Source organism: Vibrio sp. Vf1514 (assembly GCF_052076135.1).
Lineage (GTDB): Bacteria > Pseudomonadota > Gammaproteobacteria > Enterobacterales > Vibrionaceae > Vibrio > Vibrio furnissii.
The window spans coordinates 367,815-385,607 of sequence record NZ_CP197267.1; the positions used below are offsets into that span (position 1 = coordinate 367,815).

Below are 17,793 nucleotides of genomic sequence, written 5' to 3' on the forward strand. Positions count from 1 at the left end.
CCAATAACAAGAGGCCCTGCTCCGTCAGAGTGGCTTGTTATCTGTTCCCAAGCAGAAGGTCTGGACCGTTTATTGCGGTGATACTTCTGCTAAAATTTATATCATTGGTAAATGATGATATTGCAACGCAAGTAATGCGGAGTAAGTAATGAAATTCGTTGATGAAGCGGTAATTAAAGTCGAAGCGGGCGATGGCGGTAACGGTGTTGTCAGCTTTTGGCGCGAAAAATTCGTAACGAAAGGTGGCCCGGACGGCGGCGACGGCGGTGATGGTGGCGATGTCTACATCCAAGCCGATGAGAACTTGAATACACTGGTGGATTATCGTTTCCAGCGTTTTTACGCGGCAGAACGTGGTCAAAACGGTGGCGGCGGTAACTGTACTGGTAAGCGTGGTAAAGACATTACGTTGAAAGTGCCTGTCGGGACGCGCGCAGTGGATATCCACACCAACGAAATCGTGGGTGAAGTGGCTGAACACGGCAAGAAAGTGATGGTTGCTAAGGGCGGCTGGCACGGTCTGGGTAACACCCGTTTTAAATCATCGGTGAACCGCGCGCCACGTCAAAAGACGATGGGGACGAAAGGTGAAGTTCGTGAACTTCGGCTTGAGCTGCTCCTGCTGGCGGATGTCGGTATGCTTGGTCTGCCGAATGCTGGTAAATCCACTTTTATCCGTTCTGTTTCAGCGGCGAAGCCAAAGGTTGCGGATTATCCGTTTACAACCTTGATCCCAAGCTTGGGTGTCGTGAGTGTTGTTCCTGAAAAAAGCTTTGTTGTGGCAGACATTCCGGGATTGATCGAAGGTGCTGCAGAAGGTGCAGGCCTGGGGATCCGATTCTTGAAACACTTGGAGCGTTGTCGCGTGCTGCTGCATATGATCGATATTTTACCGATCGATGGCAGTGAACCCGCACAAAACGCGTTGACCATCATGGATGAGCTTGAGCAGTACAGCGAAAAGCTTGCGAAGAAGCCGGTTTGGTTAGTCTTTAACAAAACGGATCTGATGTTGGAAGAAGAAGCGGAAGAAAAGATCCAAGAGATCTTAGACGCGCTTGCATGGGAAGGCCCATACTTCAAGATTTCAGCGGTAAACAAGCAAGGAACGGCGGAACTGTGTCGTGAACTGGCTGACTTCATGGAAACGCTACCTCGCGGCGCTGAAGAAGCGATCAGCGAAGAGCAAAAAGTCGAGTTTATGTGGGACGATTACCACAAAGACGCCATGGCGGGTCAAGACGTGGTGACTGAAGACGATGACGACGACTGGGATGATTGGGACGACGAAGAAGATGACGGTCACGTGATCTACGTTCGCGAATAATTCATTTCTGATGAAATCATCAAAAGCCGCATAGTATTTGCGGCTTTTTTGTGTCTAAGTCATGTTTCGTTGCGTGATTTTCATGCAGACTAATAACTTGTACTCAGAATGGAGTACGCTTTGATTGAATCATTTTTGTGGTAAGTCGGACGTTAGGAAAGGAATCATGGCATCCAAACAGAGAGCAGTTTCTCGTTTGATAGCGCAGGCTGGGCAAATGTTACTGGCCCACGGCGCTGAAAGTACGTTAGTCGGCGATATCATGCGCCGAATTGGATTGGCCAGTGGCATGAGCGAAGTGGAAGTGTCGTTGTCGGCCAGTTCGTTAGTGGTCACCACGGTCTATCAAGAGCATTGCATCACCACCACTCGGCGTTGTCCGGATCGTGGTATCAACATGCGCGTGGTCACGCAGATCCAACGGATCTGCATCATGATGGAAAAGAGATTGCTCGATCACGAGCTGGCCCAGAAAAAACTCAATAAGATCAACCCGGAACGATACAACCGTTGGTTGGTGGTGCTGATGATCGGCCTCTCTTGTTCGGCCTTTAGTCGCCTTGCGGGCGGGGATTGGACCGTCTTTGCGATTACCTTTGTCGCTTCTTCGGTTGGGATGTTTGTCCGCCAAGAAATCGGCCATCGTCATTTCAACCCATTGCTCAACTTTGCCGCCACTGCATTTGTAACTTCGGTGATATCCGCCCAAGCGGTGATCTACCATTTGGGCAACAAGCCCACCATTGTCATGGCCTCATCGGTGCTGATGCTCGTGCCCGGTTTTCCATTGATTAACTCGGTCGCAGATATGCTGAAAGGCTACATCAATATGGGCATCGCCCGTTTTGTGATGGCCAGTTTGCTGACGCTGGCGACGTGCCTTGGCATCATCGCGGCGATGAGCGTCACTGGCATTTGGGGGTGGTAACATGTTGAGCTGGCAATTATTTTTTGGATTGATCAACGATATGTTCTTTGCCGCAATTCCGGCGGTGGGGTTTGCTTTGGTATTTAATGTGCCATCACCAGCACTGAAATATTGTGCGTTGGGTGGCGCCATTGGCCACGGGGCGCGTTATTTGATGATGCATTTTGGTGTGCCAATCGAGTGGGCTAGCTTTTTTGCCGCCACGATCGTCGGCATGGTGGGGGTGCAGTGGTCGCATAAATTCCTCGCTCACCCGAAAGTGTTCACCGTCGCCGCCTTGATCCCGATGGTGCCTGGTGTGTTCGCCTATAAAGCGATGATTGCCATGGTGGAGATCAACCACCTAGGGTTCACGCCTGAATTGCTGGCCACGCTGATGGAGAATTTCCTCAAAGCGATGTTCATTATTGCTGGCTTAGCGGTTGGCCTTGCGGTTCCTGGGCTGCTATTCTATCGCCGCAAACCGATTGTATAGATGCCACGCCATCCGGGTGGCCAACGCTTAGGAACGAATTGATGATCATCAGTATGATTGCCGCGATGGCAAGCAACCGAATTATCGGCAAGGACAACCAGATGCCCTGGCATCTTCCAGCGGACTTTGTCTGGTTTAAACGCTGTACCATGGGCAAACCGGTTGTGATGGGACGCAAAACCTATCAATCGATTGGCCGTCCACTGCCGGGGCGTCAGAACATTGTGATCAGCCGTGATTCGAGCTTAGTCATTGACGGTGTAGATGTGGTGACGTCAATCGATGCGGCATTGGACAAAGCTGGCGCGGCTGATGAAGTGATGATCATTGGCGGCGGCAGTATTTACACCGAATGCCTGCCACGCGCTGGCAAACTCTATATCACGCTGATTGATGCCGACCTCGACGGTGACACTCAGTTTCCAGCGTGGGGCGCCGAGTGGCAAGAGACGCACCGTGAACATTATGACGCCGATGAGAAAAACCAGTACGACATGGATTTTGTGATTCTAGAGCGCTAATCGCAAATCAAGCATCTCGAATCAAGCAAGACGTATGACATGAAAAAGCCCGGTTTCACCGGGCTTTTTGCTGTTTAATTGGCGCGACTTAACGCTGCTTGTTCAAAGTACGCTTTGTCTTCCCAGCGCAACAGCGTGAGGGTGGCACCCCATACACAACCGGTATCGAGCCCGATGACGTCATGACCGCGATATCCTTCCAGTGCTGCCCAGTGACCAAAGAGCACGGTTTTTTCCAATTTCACACGGTTGGGGAGCGCAAACCAAGGCAGTAAGCTGCCGTCGGTGACTTCGCTGGGGGGCAGTTTGCATGCCATGTCCAGCCGCCCGTCAGGAAAGCAAAACCGCATGCGGGTGTAGCTGTTGATGATGTAGCGATAGCGCTCAAGCCCGCTCAACGTATCGTGCCACATGTCCGGTTGATTACTGTACATGTGTTCAATCAACCAGTCCCAATGGGAGCCCTGCAAGAGCGTTTCAATCTCTTTGGCTGCTTTACGTGCGGTCTGCAGATCCCACTGCGGCGAAATGCCAGCGTGAGCTAAGACAAATTCCTCGTGCTCCTGCAGCAAGGGCTGCTGGCGAATCCAGTCCAGCAGCGCTGGGCCATCATCGGCTTCCAAAATCGGCAAGGTTTTGTCTTTCTTTTTGACTGGATGAATGCCGCGCGATACGGCCAAAAGGTGCAAGTCATGATTGCCCAGCACCACTTTCGCTGCGGGGCCTAAATCACGAATAAAGCGTAAGGTTTCAAGTGATTTGGGGCCTCGGGCAACTAGATCGCCAGCGACCCATAGGGTGTCATGTTCGGGATTAAACGCAACCTGTTTGAGTAACAGTTGCAGTTCATCAAAACAGCCTTGGATGTCACCCACAATGTAATTTGACACACAAACTCCGTTAATTGAGGACGTTGGGAACCGCGAGGCGGAATGGCTCGATATCGGCAATAAATTCCTCACCCGCTTGATTGTGCATGATGTAGTGGCCTTGCATGACGCCAACCGGGGTTTCTAGCGCGGTGCCGCTACTGTAGGTATATTCGTCATTGGCTGGAATCACGGGTTGTTCTCCGACCACGCCATCACCTTCCACGGTCATCTGTTTGCCGTTGGAATCAGTGATGAGCCAGCGACGGCTGATCAGTTGTACGTTTTCATTGCTGAGGTTTTTAATCGTGATCAGATAGGCGAACACATAACGCTGGTATTCAGGGTTGGATTGTTCAGGAATGTATTTGGTGTGAACCTGAATCTTGATACAAGGATTGGAAATATCCATGAAAACTCCTTATCCGGATATCGAGGCGTGAAAACAGACAAAGGATGACACTGAGGTCATCCTTTGTATTTATGCCTGTTGCACGTGGTTGGCGTCAAGCCAGTTGGCCATGGCCACGAACTGTTGCAGGGTCAAATTCTCTGGGCGCATGCCAGGATTGACACCGAGCTCTTCCAACACCTCAAGCTCAAGCAAGCCTTTGTAGCAGTTTCGCACGGTTTTACGGCGCTGGTTAAAGCCTTCACGCACCACGCGATCCAGCCATTTCAAACTGGTGGTCGGGTGCGGTAGGTCTTCGTAAGGCACCAGACGAACCACGGCGGAATCCACTTTTGGTGGCGGAACAAACGCGGTTGGCGGCACTTCCAGCACAGGCACCACTTTGCAGTAGTACTGCGTCATGACGGTCAGACGGCCATACGCTTTGCTGCCAGGGCCTGCTGCCAAACGGTTAACCACCTCTTTCTGCAACATGAAGTGCATGTCCTGAATATCTTTATGAAATTCGAACAGATGGAACATCAGCGGCGTGGAGATGTTGTAGGGCAGGTTACCGAAGATGCGTAGTTTGTTGTTTGGCTTCACCAATTGGGTGAAGTCAAAACGCATGGCATCGCCTTCGTGAATGGTCAGTTTATCGGCCAATTCAGGGTGGTTACGTAGACGTTCAGCCAGATCGCGGTCCAGCTCAATCACGGTGAACTTGTCGACTTCGCGGCCAACGGGTTCGGTGATCGCGCCCAGACCCGGACCGATTTCAACCAAGTTTTGCCCCGGTTGAGGGTTAATCGCTGACACAATCCCATCAATGATGTAAGGATCGTTCAGGAAGTTCTGACCAAAACGTTTACGCGCTTTGTGTCCTAAGTGGACATCGTTTCTCATAGTGTTCTCGACATTCTAGATCATCGACAAGAGGATGATTTCTTATCAACTAATTCAATCGCTTGAGCGAGTGCTGTTCTAAAACTTCCCACATCGGCCAAGCCACTGCCGGCTAAATCGAGCGCGGTGCCGTGGTCGACGGATGTTCGAATAAAAGGCAGACCCAGCGTGATGTTCACGGAGCGGCCAAAGCCTTTATATTTCAGGACGGGAAGAACCTGATCGTGGTACATGCCCAGAACAGCATCAGCTTGCTGCAAATATTTGTCATTGAAGATGGTGTCGGCCGGTAATGGACCAATCAGTTGCATGCCATCTTGCTGACGTAATTTTTCCAGGGTCGGTGTAATGGTATCGATTTCTTCGTGACCCAAAACCCCATCTTCCCCGGCATGTGGATTGAGGCCGCATACATAAATGGTAGGCGCTTCAATCGCAAATTTCTCGACCAAATCCTTGTGGAGAATATGAATGATCTTTTCCAGACGCTCGCTGGTCACTGCTTTGGACACATAAGCCAATGGAATATGTGTCGTCACCAGTGCCACGCGCAGCCCTTCGGTTGCCAGCATCATCACCACCAACGGGGTGTTGGACTGCTCCGCAAAGAACTCAGTGTGGCCGCTAAACGCCACGCCTGCGCGATTGATCACTCCCTTATGAACGGGACCGGTGACAATAGCATCAAATTCATCATTCATACAGCCTGCAGCGGCTCTTTCTAGTGTTTTTAACACATAATGGCCGTTGCTTTCGTCCAATTGACCGGCAACCACAGGCGTAGCGACCGGAATATGATCGACAATTAAGGTCCCCGCTTGCTGCGGTTTCGGTGTAGCAGAGGCATCGTAGTCGAGTAGGGTGACTTGGATGCCCAAGGTTTCAGCGCGCTGAGCCAGGACGGTTTTATCAGCACACACCACCAGTTGGTGAGTCCAGTCTTCCGTCGACAGGGCCAAAACCAAGTCCGGGCCGATGCCTGCCGGTTCACCGGCGGTCACTACGATTCGCTTAATTGTCATCGTCTTCATCCTTCAACACTTCCACGAACGCGCCTGCGCGCAGTTCTTGTAGCCAAGCGCTGGCTTCTTCGTTGAACTTACGGCTGAACAGAATACGATATGCTTTGTTTTTCAGCGCGGAGTCGGTTCGGTCGACTTCGCGGCGATCCAGAACTTCCACAATGTGCCAACCGTGCACGGTTTTAAAAGGTTGGCTGATCTGGCCGACGGGCAGTGTTTCTACTTGATGTTTGAACTCAGGCACGTACAGATCCGGCGTTTGATATCCCAATTCACCGTTTTGCGCTGCAGAACCTGGGTCTTGGCTATATTGTTGAGCCAGTTCACCAAAGGTGGCTTCTCCGGCTTGAATGCGGCGTACAAACTCGTTGAGTTGTTTTTGAGCGCCATCATCGCTCAGAATGATGGTGGGTTTAATCAGAATATGGCGCGCATTGACTTCGGTAACGGCTACGGTTTCTAGGCCTTTGACGTCATCAATTTTGAGAATGTGGAAGCCCACACCGCTGCGAAATGGCCCAATGATGGTGCCTTTGTTCTGCATCTTGATTTGGTCAGCAAAAATCGTCGGCATCTCTTCTTTACGCATCCAGCCCCAGTCACCGCCATCCAGCGCTTTTGGACCTTTGGAGTAGGTGATTGCCATGGTGCTGAAATCCGCGCCCTTGTTCAGTTGTTCAACCAATTTCTTTGCTTGAGCTTCGACTTCAGATTTGTCTTGTCCGTCATTAAAGCGCAGTTGAATGTGGCTGATTTTGTACTGAATGGTGGCGTTGGTCTCTTTGGCCAGCAGATCCGCGAGCGTGTTCACTTCAGCGGGAAGAATGTTGATGCGGCGGCGAACCAAAGCATTGCGCGCTTCACTGGCTGACATCTCTTTACGAATTTGCTCGCGAAATTCTGGGTAAGTCAGTCCTTCTGCTGCGACAGACACGCGCAACTGCTCGGCGGTTTGATGGTTCTCTTTTGCGATGTCATTGATCGCTTCGTTGAGGCGGTTGTCGTCGATGCGCACCCCGATACGTTCAGCTTCTTGTTGTTGTAACGTATCAATGATCAGCTTCTCAACCACTTGTTCACGCAGCACCGCTTCGTCTGGCAGTGCGCGGTTATTTTTCTTGGCATTGGCTTTCACGCTCAGCAGCGCGGTATCAATGTCACTTTGCAAAATAACACCGTTGTTGACGATGACCGCGACGCGATCCATCTCAACCGGTTGGGCTTGTACCAAGCCAATGCTCATGAGACCCAGCAGAGTCAGTAGCGTGTGTTTCCACAATTTCATTAGAAGTCCTATCAAAATCAACGGCCTGACTCTTCAGACCGGATGGTTCGTTATTAAGAAACTCAGTTATTCAAGAAGAATGGTCGACCGTAGCCTAGAGAGCTATCCGACGTATCGATACCCGTCATGCTTTCGCTGGAGCCGATACTGGTGCCAAATCCAATAATGCCGATGTTAAAGCTAAAGTTGTTTTCGTAAATGGGGTCATCAAACGATGCGTAACCACCTTTCAGGGTTTGGTTCCAGTCTTTCAGCTGGTTGCTGTAGGAGAAACCGATGTACCAGCAGTCGGAGGTATAGCGAACGCCTGCCAGCCACTCCAGCGCTTGGTTGGTGGTTAAGTCATGGAAATATTGTCCGCCAATGTACCATTTCGGTGACACCTGATAACCCGCCAGCAGGCCGGCTTGCGAGATGCCATCTTCCGTAATGGTGTCGATGTCGTTGAGCGTATCGCCCACGGTATCTTCAATGTACTGCTTGGTCACGTAACGATAGTTTGCTTGCACGAAGCCATCATCAAAGCGGTATTCCAAGGTGCTGTTGGCGAGCTGCATTTCGCTGGTGTCCACGTCGTACTGCACACCACCGTGGTAGAACAGGTAATCATCGTAGTTGAAGTCCATCTCAACTGCCCAAGCTGAGTAGCTTGATTGGGAGTCTTCGTCGGTGGATGAAGAACCGGTTTTCAGATCCTTATCAATGTAGAAGATCTGACCAAAGGCGATGTTGAGACGTTCTTTGTACTCATCGTCAAAGAAACGGGTTGAAGCCCCGTAGCTCACTTGGTTGGCGGGTGCGACGTAATCGATGCTGCTGTATTTACGGCTACGGAACAGACCGTAGTAATCCGCTTGCAAAATGGTGGTGTCGTACCAAGCGATGTTGCTTTGATCTTCTTTCGGCACGTACAGGTATTGGATCTGAGGTTCGAGCGTTTGCGTGTAGTTATCAAACAAAATGGTATCGCGTTCCAGAACAATACCAGCGTGACTGCGGAATTCGGGAATCACGCGGGTGACGCTTTCTTCGAGATCACGATAACTGTCGGAACTGGTGTCGACGCCATCAAGATCTTGTTGATAGTAAGTGCCAAGTACGCGCGCTTCCGTGGTCCACGTTCCCCAAGTGGTTCCCAATGGAATGGTAACCCCTGGTTCTACGTGTACGCGCGTGGCCGATGGCTTGCCCTTCGCATCGGTCTCAAAACGAGCCACATGGCTCTTCATGTCCAGATTGAGGTAACGCATCACTTCAGGCGCGTAATAGTTAAAGGATAACTGTGGCATGAGGCGATAAGGTGAGTTATCTGTAGTGGTCAATACTTGAAAATCACGTGCCATCAACGCAGCATCCCAAGAATGCGTGCGGTAGGTAATTTTACCTTGTTGAATCAGCTGACCATCTTCACGGTTACCAATGCCTGAGCTGAGGTCGGAGAAATAATCGACGTCACTGACGCGTGAATAATCGGCTTCCAGTTTCCACGCTTCGTTGTAAATACCGCTGTGTTGGTATTGGAATGCCCAGCGTTTACCTTCGTCTGGGTTGAGCGAGTCATCGGGAAGGTACTCGGATTTCAGGCTTCCTTCCCCCAAATCGGTCAAATAACGGAACACGGTGTTGAGTTGCGTGCCGCGTTTTTCCATGTAACGCACTGACGTTTCTAAATCGTAGTTGGGTGCCAAGTTCCAGTAAAACGGCACTTCCAATTCAAAACCATCACGCGAACCGTAAGACACTGTAGGGTAAAGGAAACCGGTTTTACGCGTGTCGCCAATTGGCACCGTTAAGTATGGGAAGTAGAAGACGGGGACATCCAGCACTTCTAAGCGCGGGTTATAAAAGGTCGCTCTTTCTTCGTTTTGATCAACGGAAATACCGGACGCTCTCAATCGCCAAGCACTGTCGCCTTCCGGACACGAGGTGATCGAACCATCTTCGATTTCATACACCGCTTTCCCGGTTTTGGATATATACGCGGCTTCACCTCGGCCCTGTTCACACAGGAATTTATACTTGGTGTTCTCCAGCGTCATTTGATCCGTGGTGAGATTATTGGTGGCTTTATCTGAGGTGGCTTTGACCTGACCATCGCTAAAGTTGACGTTGCCTTCGGCCACCACCACGTTGTCTTTTTGGTGCAGTGTGACGTTGTCAGCACGAATCTGTTTTTTACCCTGAATCACCACCACATTGCCGGAATAGGTCGCGCGTTCGCCATTAATTGCTTCTAGCTTATCCGCTTCGACATTGATAGGCTGTTCATTCGGATTGTCAGCCTCGGGCTGGTCAACTAAACATTGATCGATAGTGGGCAGTTCCTGCACACTGTCATCCACCGTAGCGTCTGCTTGAGTCTGAGGCGCAAAGAGCGCGGCGCTAATCGAAGCGGCTAAAAACGTGCGGGAAAAACGTGACATCGAATTGTACTATCCTGTTGAAATTGTTTGAGTCCGATATTGGGAGAATTGATTCATAAAAAACGCTTCCTATCATAAAGGAATTTCACGCTCCCGGCACTATCAGACCACGACACACCTAAAAAATTCATAGATTGAGAGCACATAATGCATATTTTTGGCAAAATTCTCGGCGCTTTCTTTGGCTTCCTATTTGGTGGCCCGCTTGGCGCAATCTTTGGCCTATTTCTCGGGCATCAATTTGATAAAGCCCGTCGTTTTAACCAAGCTGGGTTCAGCACCGGTGGATTTGGCAATGGCCCCAGTCAGGCTGAACGCCAAGAAGAGTTCTTTAAATCAGCCTTTGCGGTCATGGGCCATGTGGCGAAGGCAAAAGGGCAGGTAACGCAAGAAGAGATTCGTCTCGCCAGCATCATGATGGACCGCATGAACCTGCATGGCGAACAGCGCCGCGCGGCGCAAGATGCGTTTCGTGAGGGTAAAGATGCAGATTTCCCCCTTGAACAAGTGCTCAATAAAGTGCGAATTTCGAGTGGGGGGCGTTTTGATTTGTTGCAGTTCTTTTTGGAGCTGCAAATTTCCGCCGCATTGGCTGACGGCGACATTCATCCAGCCGAGCGCAATGTCCTGCATAAGGTTGCGAGCGGTTTAGGTTTTTCAGCCGATCAATTAGAACGCCGTTTGCGCATGCACGAAGCCGCGTTTCGCTTTCAACAAGGTGGCGGCTTTGGCGGTTCGCAGGGGCAGCAGCAGTATTCGGGCGGCGGCCAGTGGCAACAAGCGGCTAGCAAAGATCGCTTGGCGGATGCGTATTCTGTGCTGGGCGTAAGTGACAGTGCCGATGCCAAAGAGATTAAACGTGCTTATCGTAAACTGATGAATGAACACCATCCCGATAAATTGATGGCCAAAGGTCTGCCGCCAGAAATGATGAACGTTGCCAAAGAGAAGTCACAAGAGATTCAACATGCTTACGACTTGATCAAAAAGGAAAAGGGCATCAAGTAAGGCACGATACGGTGAGAAGGCGAGCTGAGGCTCGCCTTTTTTGTGGCGTTTCATCCACGAGCGGTTGTTTCGCGATTCTCACCCAATCATCTATTTCAGCACTTGATGTGATGAGGCGGATGAGCGCATGCATGCGATGGCCCTGCGGTGTCGTGTATCTCTGAGCTGAACTGAAATGAAGGGATGAACATCGAACCGGTCGGGAAGGGCAGATAAAAGAAAAGCCCAGTCGTTAGACTGGGCTTTCTCAAAGTGGCTCCCCCTGCAAGACTTGAACTTGCGACATACGGATTAACAGTCCGCCGTTCTACCGACTGAACTAAGGGGGAATAGATTTTGTAATGGTGCCGACTACCGGAATCGAACTGGTGACCTACTGATTACAAGTCAGTTGCTCTACCTACTGAGCTAAGTCGGCCTTTCAACAAGCTGATGTGTCAGCTTACTGATAAAGTGGCTCCCCCTGCAAGACTTGAACTTGCGACATACGGATTAACAGTCCGCCGTTCTACCGACTGAACTAAGGGGGAATAAATTGTTAGATAAATGGTGCCGACTACCGGAATCGAACTGGTGACCTACTGATTACAAGTCAGTTGCTCTACCTACTGAGCTAAGTCGGCACACTTAATCTTGTTGCATGCTCGTGCGTTACACCAACATCTAAAATATGGTGCCTCGAGGCGGAATCGAACCACCGACACGAGGATTTTCAATCCTCTGCTCTACCGACTGAGCTATCGAGGCAACGGGGTGTATTAAACGAGTTTTCGCTTTGGTCGTCAACAGCAAAATGCAAAAAAAAGATCGTTTGTTGCTTTTCTATACTTAGTGGCCTGTTTTTATCCATTTTTGTTAGAAAATATCGTGTAAACAGGCCTCAAAAACGCAGCGCAGTAGGTTTGACCGGATGATGACGCGGGATTCCGTGGCTGAAAGCAGGTAAAAAAGCGTGCTTGATGCCAAGGAAAATGACGGGCAAATGTGAAGGTGAGTGTGGCGTGCACATCGTGGTGTGGTCTCGGGCGAATATGATGCTGCTTTCTCGTGGTGGGTGTTGCGTCGCAATCCATGCGTTTGATGCTGGTTGGAGAGGCATGTTCGCATCTTGTTGTGTGTCGCTCGTTGGTTTGAAGGTTTGAAGGCGTGAATCGCGATTGAGTGATAACTGGATGGTCGTGGTGAGCGATACGGATGTGAATGACTCGGATTGTTTTATGGCACGGTTTTCTGTGATGTGAATTGAAATAAAGTGTGGGTGTTGACGTACTGGGCTAGCCTGGAAAGGCGAGGGGAATGGCTTGGGGCAGATAAAAGAAAAGCCCAGTCTTTCGACTGAGCTTTCTGAAAGTGGCTCCCCCTGCAAGACTTGAACTTGCGACATACGGATTAACAGTCCGCCGTTCTACCGACTGAACTAAGGGGGAATTATTTGTGTCACTTGCGTGAAGTGATGCACCAAATAATGGTGCCTCGAGGCGGAATCGAACCACCGACACGAGGATTTTCAATCCTCTGCTCTACCGACTGAGCTATCGAGGCAAAAGAATGGTGCCGACTACCGGAATCGAACTGGTGACCTACTGATTACAAGTCAGTTGCTCTACCTACTGAGCTAAGTCGGCACACTGTATTCTTTGCTAAAAACTGTTCGTGCTATGCACCAACAATCGTCAAATTGTGGTGCCCGGAGGCGGAATCGAACCACCGACACGAGGATTTTCAATCCTCTGCTCTACCGACTGAGCTATCCGGGCAACGGAGCGCTATTAAACGGATTTTCCCTTCTGCCGTCAACCAGTTTTTCTAAAAAAATTAAAAAACTGGTTTGTTTGCCGCTATTTTAAGCAAGTTGATGGTTTTTTCTCAACCTGCGTTAAATTCTTTCTTAAATTGAGTCACTTTTTCCAAATAACGGCGTGATTCCGCATTGGGATGTTTTTTGGTGAGCGCCCAATACACTTGGTTCGGTTGCAGGGCATTTAAGTCGCGCATCGCGCGTTGACGATCACGGCTAAAGGTATTGAGTACGCCCCCGGTGCCGCCGTTATAAGCTGAAATCATGCTGTATTCGAGCGATGTCGGGTTGCGAACATCACGTAAATAGCGATTTTTCAAAATATAGAAATACGCCGTGCCAGTGTCGATGTTGTTTTCTGGATTAAACAGATACTCCGGCGTCGGCTCGCCGGCACGGTTTTTTACCAGTTTGAAGACGTCGCGTCCGGCCGTTTTGGGAACCACTTGCATCAGACCATACGCGTTGGCCCAGCTCACCGCATAAGGGTTAAAGCTACTTTCCGTTTTGATGATGGCGTAGATCAGATCTTCGGGAATGTCGTATTTGCGCGATGCGCGCTGCACGATGTCGGCGTATTGGTAGCTGCGAATTTGAATCTGATCGGCGACCATCGGGATTTCAACATAGTAGGCTTTCTTGAAATCGACCTGTTTCACTTTGAGTTGATTGGCAATCAGGTAATCGGCAAAGCGGTTGGCGCGCCAACTCCATTGAATGGGCTGATTTTCTTGGTCTACCACTTGGCGATAAAGGAACGGTTGGCCTTTGAGTTCAATGTTTTTGGATGAAAACAGATCGACGTGCGCCGGATCATCAGGGGTCAAGAGCGTTGTGATGATCGCATCTTTCAAATGGCCTTTGGGATCGGTCGGCGACACGGTTTCGATGATGATCTTGCCATCGTCGAAATTCACTTCGGTTCGGCTGAGGTAGTTGTCGATGTATTTGACGTAATTGCGTTTGCCGGCAATCTTGACTTCGCGGCTGCCCCAACGCTTTTCGATATTGCCCGAAAAACTGTTGATCAGCGCATCCAGGGCCGCAGTATCTTTTTGAAACTGGCCGGGCAACTGAGCCAAATTTTTTGCAAAACGGTTGGTTGGCTCGTAGTTGACGTCGTAAATGCTTTCAATGAATTCACGACTGCAGCCCACCAACAGCATGGCGGCAATGCAATAAACTAACTTTCTCATGCGCTCCCCGGCGGTTGTGGATGAAGGGGTCAGACAAAAAAAGAGACATCATACCAGAAGGTGATGATGTCTCTAGAAATAACCTTGCTAACCTTAAGATTATTGTTGGCTCGGTGGCGTGTAGCCTTCAATGTGAACGTCTTTCCCTTCAAACAAGAAGTTCACCATCTCTTGCTCAAGCAGTTTGCGGTGCTCTGGATCCATCATGTTGAGCTTCTTCTCGTTGATCAACATGGTTTGTTTGGTTTGCCATTGCGCCCAGGCTTCTTTCGAAATGCTGTCGAAAATACGTTTGCCGAGTTCGCCTGGATAGAATTGAAAATCCAGACCATCCGCTTCTTTTTGTAGTCGAGCACAAAATACAGTGCGGCTCATAATGACTTCCTCTTTAATTTTTTCGTGTGAATGTCGTTTGGCAAGCTTTGCCGTCGCGACTTCACCGGATTTTTTCAGGTTGGCTTAAGTTATACCAAAGACCTGTGTTGGCTTCCATGATGATGTCGGGATTGCCTGACAATTCCAGCAAAATCGATTCCAGCAAAATCGATGTTAGGTCGGATGCGGGTGGCAGAATCGTTAGCTGAGCTAAAGGCGCGGGGTGGCGCTGAGGTGGCGTATCACGGCCACGCAGTGAGATCGCATGATGTATCAGAGATTTGATTAAATTATTTTTTATTTATCTAAACTTTTTTTGATTTCGCACCTTGAGTCTGATGGACATCGGCGTATTTTGACGCCTTCCGTCCATTCAACCCGAACTCTCTCTATGAATAAGCGTCTTGTTTCTCTCTTCTCTGCTGTGCTTCTTTTCACCGCGAGTGCCTCAGCATTGGCGAGCCGTACCATTGTCGATCAACTGGGTCGCACCGTGACAATCCCTGACCACGTTGACCGCGTGGTGGTTTTGCAACATCAAACGTTAGATTTACTGATGCAGCTGGGGGCGAAAGACCAAATCGTCGGCGTGCTGTCCAGTTGGAAACAAAATTTGGGGGCCGATGTGGTGCGTTTGTATCCCGCTTTACCGTCATTGCCTATGCCGGGTGATTTGACGCAAGTGAACCTCGAAAGCCTCTTGAACCTTCAACCTCAGGTGGTGTTTGTGGCGAACTATGCGCCGCAAGCCATGATTCAACAGATGACAGATGCTGGCATTCCAGTGGTGGCCATTTCATTGCGCAAGGACATCCAAAGTCAGGCCAATAAAATGAATGCGTCCATGGTGAACGAAGAGCAAACCTATAACGAAGGCTTGAAAGAAGGGATTCGTTTAATCGGTCACATCGTCAATCACGATCAGCAAGCGGAAGATTTAATTCAAGCAACCTTCCGCAATCGCGCCCAAGTGGCTCAACGTTTAAACGCCATTCCTGACGAGCAGCGCATTCGTGTTTACATGGCCAACCCGAATCTCACGACGTATGGGGCGGGCAAATACACTGGGTTGATGATGCAACATGCGGGGGCAAAAAACGTCGCAGCCAGCACCATCCAAGGCTATCAACAAGTGTCTATTGAGCATGTGATGATGTGGAATCCGGACGTCATTTTTGTCCAAAGTCGTTATCCCGATGTGGTCGACGAGATCAATCATGATCCCCGCTGGCAATTGATCGAGGCTGTGAAACAACATCGCGTTTATCTGATGCCTGAATACGCCAAAGCTTGGGGCTACCCAACGCCAGAAGCGATGGCATTGGGCGAGATGTGGATGGCTAAAAAACTCTATCCAGCCCAATTTAAAGACATCGACATGTCAGCAATGGCGAACGATTATTACCTGCGTTTCTACCACGTTCCTTTCGATCACGCTGCGTTCGACCTCGCGCCACGCACTGTGACGCAATAATGGTGCAGCGATACACGCGATTGTCGCAAAGTGCCCTGATCTTGGGCACGTTTCTCATTGCGCTGTTGTCATTGGGCGTGGGCACTTACGCCATGGGCTTTGTGTCGGTGGTTACCACGTTACTCCACCCCATCATGCATGTGGCGCCAGCGCCTTCTGCCATTGAAGCGCAGATTATTTGGAACGTTCGCCTGCCCAGAGTGCTGATGGCGTTAGGTGCGGGGGCTGGGTTGTCGCTGTGCGGCGCCACCTTGCAAGGGGTGTTTCGAAACCCCTTGGTGAGCCCGCACATTATCGGGGTGTCTTCGGGCGCTGCATTTGGCGGTACGCTGGCGATTTTGCTTGGATTTGGGCAAGTGGGATTGCTGTGTTCCACGTTTAGTTTTGGCGTGTTGGCGCTGATGTTGGTGTTTGTGATCGCGAAATTATTTGGCCAACACAACCGATTGGTGTTGATTCTCGCCGGGGTCATTTTAAGTGGCTTGTTCAGTGCGTTGGTCAGTTTGGTGCAGTTTCTTGCCGACACAGAAGAAGTGCTACCCAACATTGTGTTTTGGTTGTTAGGGAGTGTAGCGACCGCCAATTGGCAAAGTTTGCTCACCATGGCGCTGCCGCTGAGTCTGGCCAGTGTCATGTTGCTGGGCATGCGATGGCGCATCAATGTGCTGTCGATGGGGGAAGAGGATGCCCGTGTGCTGGATGTGCGTGCGCACCGCACGCGTTGGCTGGTGTTGATGCTGTGTGCGGTGATCATCGCCAGCCAAGTGGCGGTGAGTGGCAATATTGGTTGGATTGGGTTGGTGGTGCCTCATGTGGGCAGAATGCTCGTCGGCCCCGATCATCGTCGGTTGTTGCCCGCATCGATGTCGATTGGCGCGTCCCTGATGATGGTGGTGGATGATTTGGCGCGTACCATCACCGATGGCGAAGTGCCGTTGGGAATTTTAACCGCCCTGATTGGTACGGTGCTGATCATGGTGCTGGTTTATTTGAATCGCCGGGAGGTGTTGCGATGAATCCCATCACCCTGAAAACGGAGCAACTGGTTTGTGGTCATCGCCAAAATCGGCCGTTGTTTGACCCCGTGGATCTTGTGTTATCGCGGGGCGAAATCACCGCGATATTGGGGGGCAATGGGCAAGGCAAAACGACCTTGATGAAAACGCTGTTGGGCGATCAACGACCGCTGCAAGGCCGCGTTGAGCATTCGGGGCGGATTAATTTTGTGCCGCAACGTTTTGATTGCGCATTTTCGTATGCCGTTCTCGATATGGTGTTGATGGGCCGAGCCAACGCCATTGGCCTGTTTTCCTCGCCAAGTCAGCATGACATCACCATGGCTCAGCGCGCCTTGGCGATGCTGTCGATTGACCACCTTGCGCACGAGGCGTTTGATCGATTATCCGGCGGTCAGCAGCAACTGGTGCTCATCGCCCGCGCATTGGCAAGTGAGTGCGATGTTTTGATTCTTGATGAACCGACGACTGCGTTGGATCTGGCCCATCAAGCCACGGTGATTGAATTGCTCCACGAGCTGGCGAAAGAGCGTCAGATCAGCATCTTGTTTTCAACGCATGAGCCGGCGCAAGCGCAGTTCATTGCGGATCACGTGGTGTTGCTGATGAGAGATAAACGGTGTTTGACGGGCCCCAAACATGAGGTGTTAACGGAGCACCACTTGACCGAGTTGTACGGGGTGCCGATTCAGCAATGCCACATCCAACGTGGGCACCAGAGCTACACCACGTTCTTGCCCGATTTAGGTCGTTTCCTTGGGGAATGACCTTGTTTGAAA

At 50.5% G+C, this 17,793-nt stretch carries 16 protein-coding genes, 9 tRNA genes and 1 pseudogene; 8 read left to right on the forward strand and 18 right to left on the reverse strand.

All coding sequences use genetic code 11. The annotated features are described in order from the left end of the window. Positions 1–148 precede the first annotated feature (148 nt). From cgtA to folA, 4 genes are all read left to right on the forward strand, one after another. Entirely contained in the window at positions 149–1,327 is a 1,179-nt protein-coding gene (gene cgtA, locus ACS18Q_RS01720; protein WP_004723698.1) for an Obg family GTPase CgtA, read from the forward strand. A 166-nt stretch (positions 1,328–1,493) separates the two neighbouring features. Then, positions 1,494–2,255 (forward strand): threonine/serine exporter family protein, encoded by a 762-nt coding sequence (locus ACS18Q_RS01725; RefSeq protein ID WP_038150551.1) that lies wholly within the window; start codon positions 1,494–1,496, stop codon positions 2,253–2,255. Position 2,256: 1 nt separating this feature from the next. Further along, complete coding sequence (locus ACS18Q_RS01730) at positions 2,257–2,730, forward strand: threonine/serine exporter family protein (protein ID WP_014205842.1); 474 nt, start codon at positions 2,257–2,259, stop codon at positions 2,728–2,730. A 41-nt stretch (positions 2,731–2,771) separates the two neighbouring features. Continuing rightward, positions 2,772–3,251, forward strand: a complete 480-nt coding sequence (folA, locus tag ACS18Q_RS01735) for a type 3 dihydrofolate reductase (protein ID WP_392441186.1) — start codon at positions 2,772–2,774, stop codon at positions 3,249–3,251. A 74-nt stretch (positions 3,252–3,325) separates the two neighbouring features. On the opposite strand, the gene apaH is transcribed toward folA, so the two are convergent. The 6 genes from apaH to lptD all read right to left on the reverse strand — a co-directional run bounded on the left by apaH (position 3,326) and on the right by lptD (position 10,147). Then, positions 3,326–4,141, reverse strand: coding sequence for a bis(5'-nucleosyl)-tetraphosphatase (symmetrical) ApaH (gene apaH, locus ACS18Q_RS01740; RefSeq protein ID WP_441257305.1), 816 nt, complete (start codon positions 4,139–4,141; stop codon positions 3,326–3,328). A gap of 10 nt (positions 4,142–4,151) precedes the next feature. After that, complete coding sequence (gene apaG, locus ACS18Q_RS01745; protein WP_004723687.1) at positions 4,152–4,532, reverse strand: Co2+/Mg2+ efflux protein ApaG; 381 nt, start codon at positions 4,530–4,532, stop codon at positions 4,152–4,154. Positions 4,533–4,601: 69 nt separating this feature from the next. Continuing rightward, positions 4,602–5,417 (reverse strand): 16S rRNA (adenine(1518)-N(6)/adenine(1519)-N(6))-dimethyltransferase RsmA, encoded by an 816-nt coding sequence (gene rsmA, locus ACS18Q_RS01750; protein WP_004723685.1) that lies wholly within the window; start codon positions 5,415–5,417, stop codon positions 4,602–4,604. Positions 5,418–5,437: 20 nt separating this feature from the next. Continuing rightward, the gene (pdxA, locus tag ACS18Q_RS01755) at positions 5,438–6,439 is read right to left on the reverse strand and encodes a 4-hydroxythreonine-4-phosphate dehydrogenase PdxA (RefSeq protein WP_014205840.1); all 1,002 of its coding nucleotides are present in this window, start codon (positions 6,437–6,439) and stop codon (positions 5,438–5,440) included. Next, complete coding sequence (surA, locus tag ACS18Q_RS01760; RefSeq protein ID WP_004723680.1) at positions 6,429–7,724, reverse strand: peptidylprolyl isomerase SurA; 1,296 nt, start codon at positions 7,722–7,724, stop codon at positions 6,429–6,431. The genes pdxA and surA overlap by 11 nt, the downstream gene beginning before the upstream one ends. Positions 7,725–7,786: 62 nt before the next feature. Continuing rightward, positions 7,787–10,147: an LPS assembly protein LptD gene (lptD, locus tag ACS18Q_RS01765; RefSeq protein WP_004723677.1), complete on the reverse strand. Its 2,361-nt coding sequence runs from the start codon at positions 10,145–10,147 to the stop codon at positions 7,787–7,789. A gap of 147 nt (positions 10,148–10,294) precedes the next feature. Here lptD and djlA point away from each other — a divergent pair, with 147 nt between their 5' ends. After that, positions 10,295–11,155 carry a co-chaperone DjlA gene (gene djlA, locus ACS18Q_RS01770; protein ID WP_055466948.1) on the forward strand — a complete coding sequence of 287 codons (861 nt, stop codon included), beginning with the start codon at positions 10,295–10,297 and terminating at the stop codon, positions 11,153–11,155. A 253-nt stretch (positions 11,156–11,408) separates the two neighbouring features. Here the strand turns inward: djlA and ACS18Q_RS01775 are convergent. The 12 genes and pseudogenes from ACS18Q_RS01775 to ACS18Q_RS01830 form a co-directional block, all read right to left on the reverse strand. Then, positions 11,409–11,484: transfer RNA gene (locus tag ACS18Q_RS01775), tRNA-Asn, on the reverse strand. Between the two features lie 13 nt (positions 11,485–11,497). Beyond that, positions 11,498–11,573: transfer RNA gene (locus ACS18Q_RS01780), tRNA-Thr, on the reverse strand. A gap of 36 nt (positions 11,574–11,609) precedes the next feature. Beyond that, a tRNA-Asn gene (locus ACS18Q_RS01785) sits at positions 11,610–11,685 on the reverse strand. 17 nt (positions 11,686–11,702) lie between these two features. Further along, positions 11,703–11,778, reverse strand: a tRNA-Thr gene (locus tag ACS18Q_RS01790). Positions 11,779–11,826: 48 nt separating this feature from the next. Further along, positions 11,827–11,902: transfer RNA gene (locus ACS18Q_RS01795), tRNA-Phe, on the reverse strand. Between the two features lie 604 nt (positions 11,903–12,506). Then, positions 12,507–12,582 (reverse strand) — tRNA-Asn (locus ACS18Q_RS01800). A gap of 39 nt (positions 12,583–12,621) precedes the next feature. Then, positions 12,622–12,697, reverse strand: a tRNA-Phe gene (locus ACS18Q_RS01805). 7 nt (positions 12,698–12,704) lie between these two features. Beyond that, positions 12,705–12,780: transfer RNA gene (locus tag ACS18Q_RS01810), tRNA-Thr, on the reverse strand. 56 nt (positions 12,781–12,836) lie between these two features. Then, positions 12,837–12,912, reverse strand: a tRNA-Phe gene (locus ACS18Q_RS01815). A gap of 109 nt (positions 12,913–13,021) precedes the next feature. After that, complete coding sequence (gene mltC, locus ACS18Q_RS01820; RefSeq protein WP_004724275.1) at positions 13,022–14,149, reverse strand: membrane-bound lytic murein transglycosylase MltC; 1,128 nt, start codon at positions 14,147–14,149, stop codon at positions 13,022–13,024. Between the two features lie 99 nt (positions 14,150–14,248). After that, complete coding sequence (locus ACS18Q_RS01825; RefSeq protein WP_014205836.1) at positions 14,249–14,524, reverse strand: oxidative damage protection protein; 276 nt, start codon at positions 14,522–14,524, stop codon at positions 14,249–14,251. 61 nt (positions 14,525–14,585) lie between these two features. After that, positions 14,586–14,678: pseudogene (locus ACS18Q_RS01830) on the reverse strand (NUDIX domain-containing protein); the annotation flags it as partial. A gap of 237 nt (positions 14,679–14,915) precedes the next feature. Here ACS18Q_RS01830 and ACS18Q_RS01835 point away from each other — a divergent pair. The 3 genes from ACS18Q_RS01835 to ACS18Q_RS01845 are packed head-to-tail and all read left to right on the forward strand — an operon-like array spanning position 14,916 to position 17,781. After that, the gene (locus tag ACS18Q_RS01835) at positions 14,916–15,998 is read left to right on the forward strand and encodes an ABC transporter substrate-binding protein (RefSeq protein ID WP_441257306.1); all 1,083 of its coding nucleotides are present in this window, start codon (positions 14,916–14,918) and stop codon (positions 15,996–15,998) included. Further along, a complete protein-coding gene (locus tag ACS18Q_RS01840; RefSeq protein WP_441257307.1) occupies positions 15,998–17,014 on the forward strand; it encodes a FecCD family ABC transporter permease in 1,017 nt (338 codons plus the stop codon). Before ACS18Q_RS01835 ends, ACS18Q_RS01840 begins: the two co-directional genes overlap by 1 nt. Further along, entirely contained in the window at positions 17,011–17,781 is a 771-nt protein-coding gene (locus ACS18Q_RS01845; RefSeq protein ID WP_441257308.1) for an ABC transporter ATP-binding protein, read from the forward strand. Before ACS18Q_RS01840 ends, ACS18Q_RS01845 begins: the two co-directional genes overlap by 4 nt. The last annotated feature ends 12 nt before the right edge of the window (positions 17,782–17,793 follow it).

Bases quoted from the DNA above. Each gene is read 5' to 3' on its own strand.
- cgtA (WP_004723698.1), top strand. From the start codon at position 149: ATGAAATTCGTTGATGAAGCGGTAATTAAAGTCGAAGCGGGCGATGGC.
- ACS18Q_RS01725 (WP_038150551.1), top strand. From the start codon at position 1,494: ATGGCATCCAAACAGAGAGCAGTTTCTCGTTTGATAGCGCAGGCTGGG.
- ACS18Q_RS01730 (WP_014205842.1), top strand. From the start codon at position 2,257: ATGTTGAGCTGGCAATTATTTTTTGGATTGATCAACGATATGTTCTTT.
- folA (WP_392441186.1), top strand. From the start codon at position 2,772: ATGATCATCAGTATGATTGCCGCGATGGCAAGCAACCGAATTATCGGC.
- apaG (WP_004723687.1), bottom strand. From the start codon at position 4,532: ATGGATATTTCCAATCCTTGTATCAAGATTCAGGTTCACACCAAATAC.
- rsmA (WP_004723685.1), bottom strand. From the start codon at position 5,417: ATGAGAAACGATGTCCACTTAGGACACAAAGCGCGTAAACGTTTTGGT.
- pdxA (WP_014205840.1), bottom strand. From the start codon at position 6,439: ATGACAATTAAGCGAATCGTAGTGACCGCCGGTGAACCGGCAGGCATC.
- surA (WP_004723680.1), bottom strand. From the start codon at position 7,724: ATGAAATTGTGGAAACACACGCTACTGACTCTGCTGGGTCTCATGAGC.
- lptD (WP_004723677.1), bottom strand. From the start codon at position 10,147: ATGTCACGTTTTTCCCGCACGTTTTTAGCCGCTTCGATTAGCGCCGCG.
- djlA (WP_055466948.1), top strand. From the start codon at position 10,295: ATGCATATTTTTGGCAAAATTCTCGGCGCTTTCTTTGGCTTCCTATTT.
- mltC (WP_004724275.1), bottom strand. From the start codon at position 14,149: ATGAGAAAGTTAGTTTATTGCATTGCCGCCATGCTGTTGGTGGGCTGC.
- ACS18Q_RS01825 (WP_014205836.1), bottom strand. From the start codon at position 14,524: ATGAGCCGCACTGTATTTTGTGCTCGACTACAAAAAGAAGCGGATGGT.
- ACS18Q_RS01835 (WP_441257306.1), top strand. From the start codon at position 14,916: ATGAATAAGCGTCTTGTTTCTCTCTTCTCTGCTGTGCTTCTTTTCACC.
- ACS18Q_RS01840 (WP_441257307.1), top strand. From the start codon at position 15,998: ATGGTGCAGCGATACACGCGATTGTCGCAAAGTGCCCTGATCTTGGGC.
- ACS18Q_RS01845 (WP_441257308.1), top strand. From the start codon at position 17,011: ATGAATCCCATCACCCTGAAAACGGAGCAACTGGTTTGTGGTCATCGC.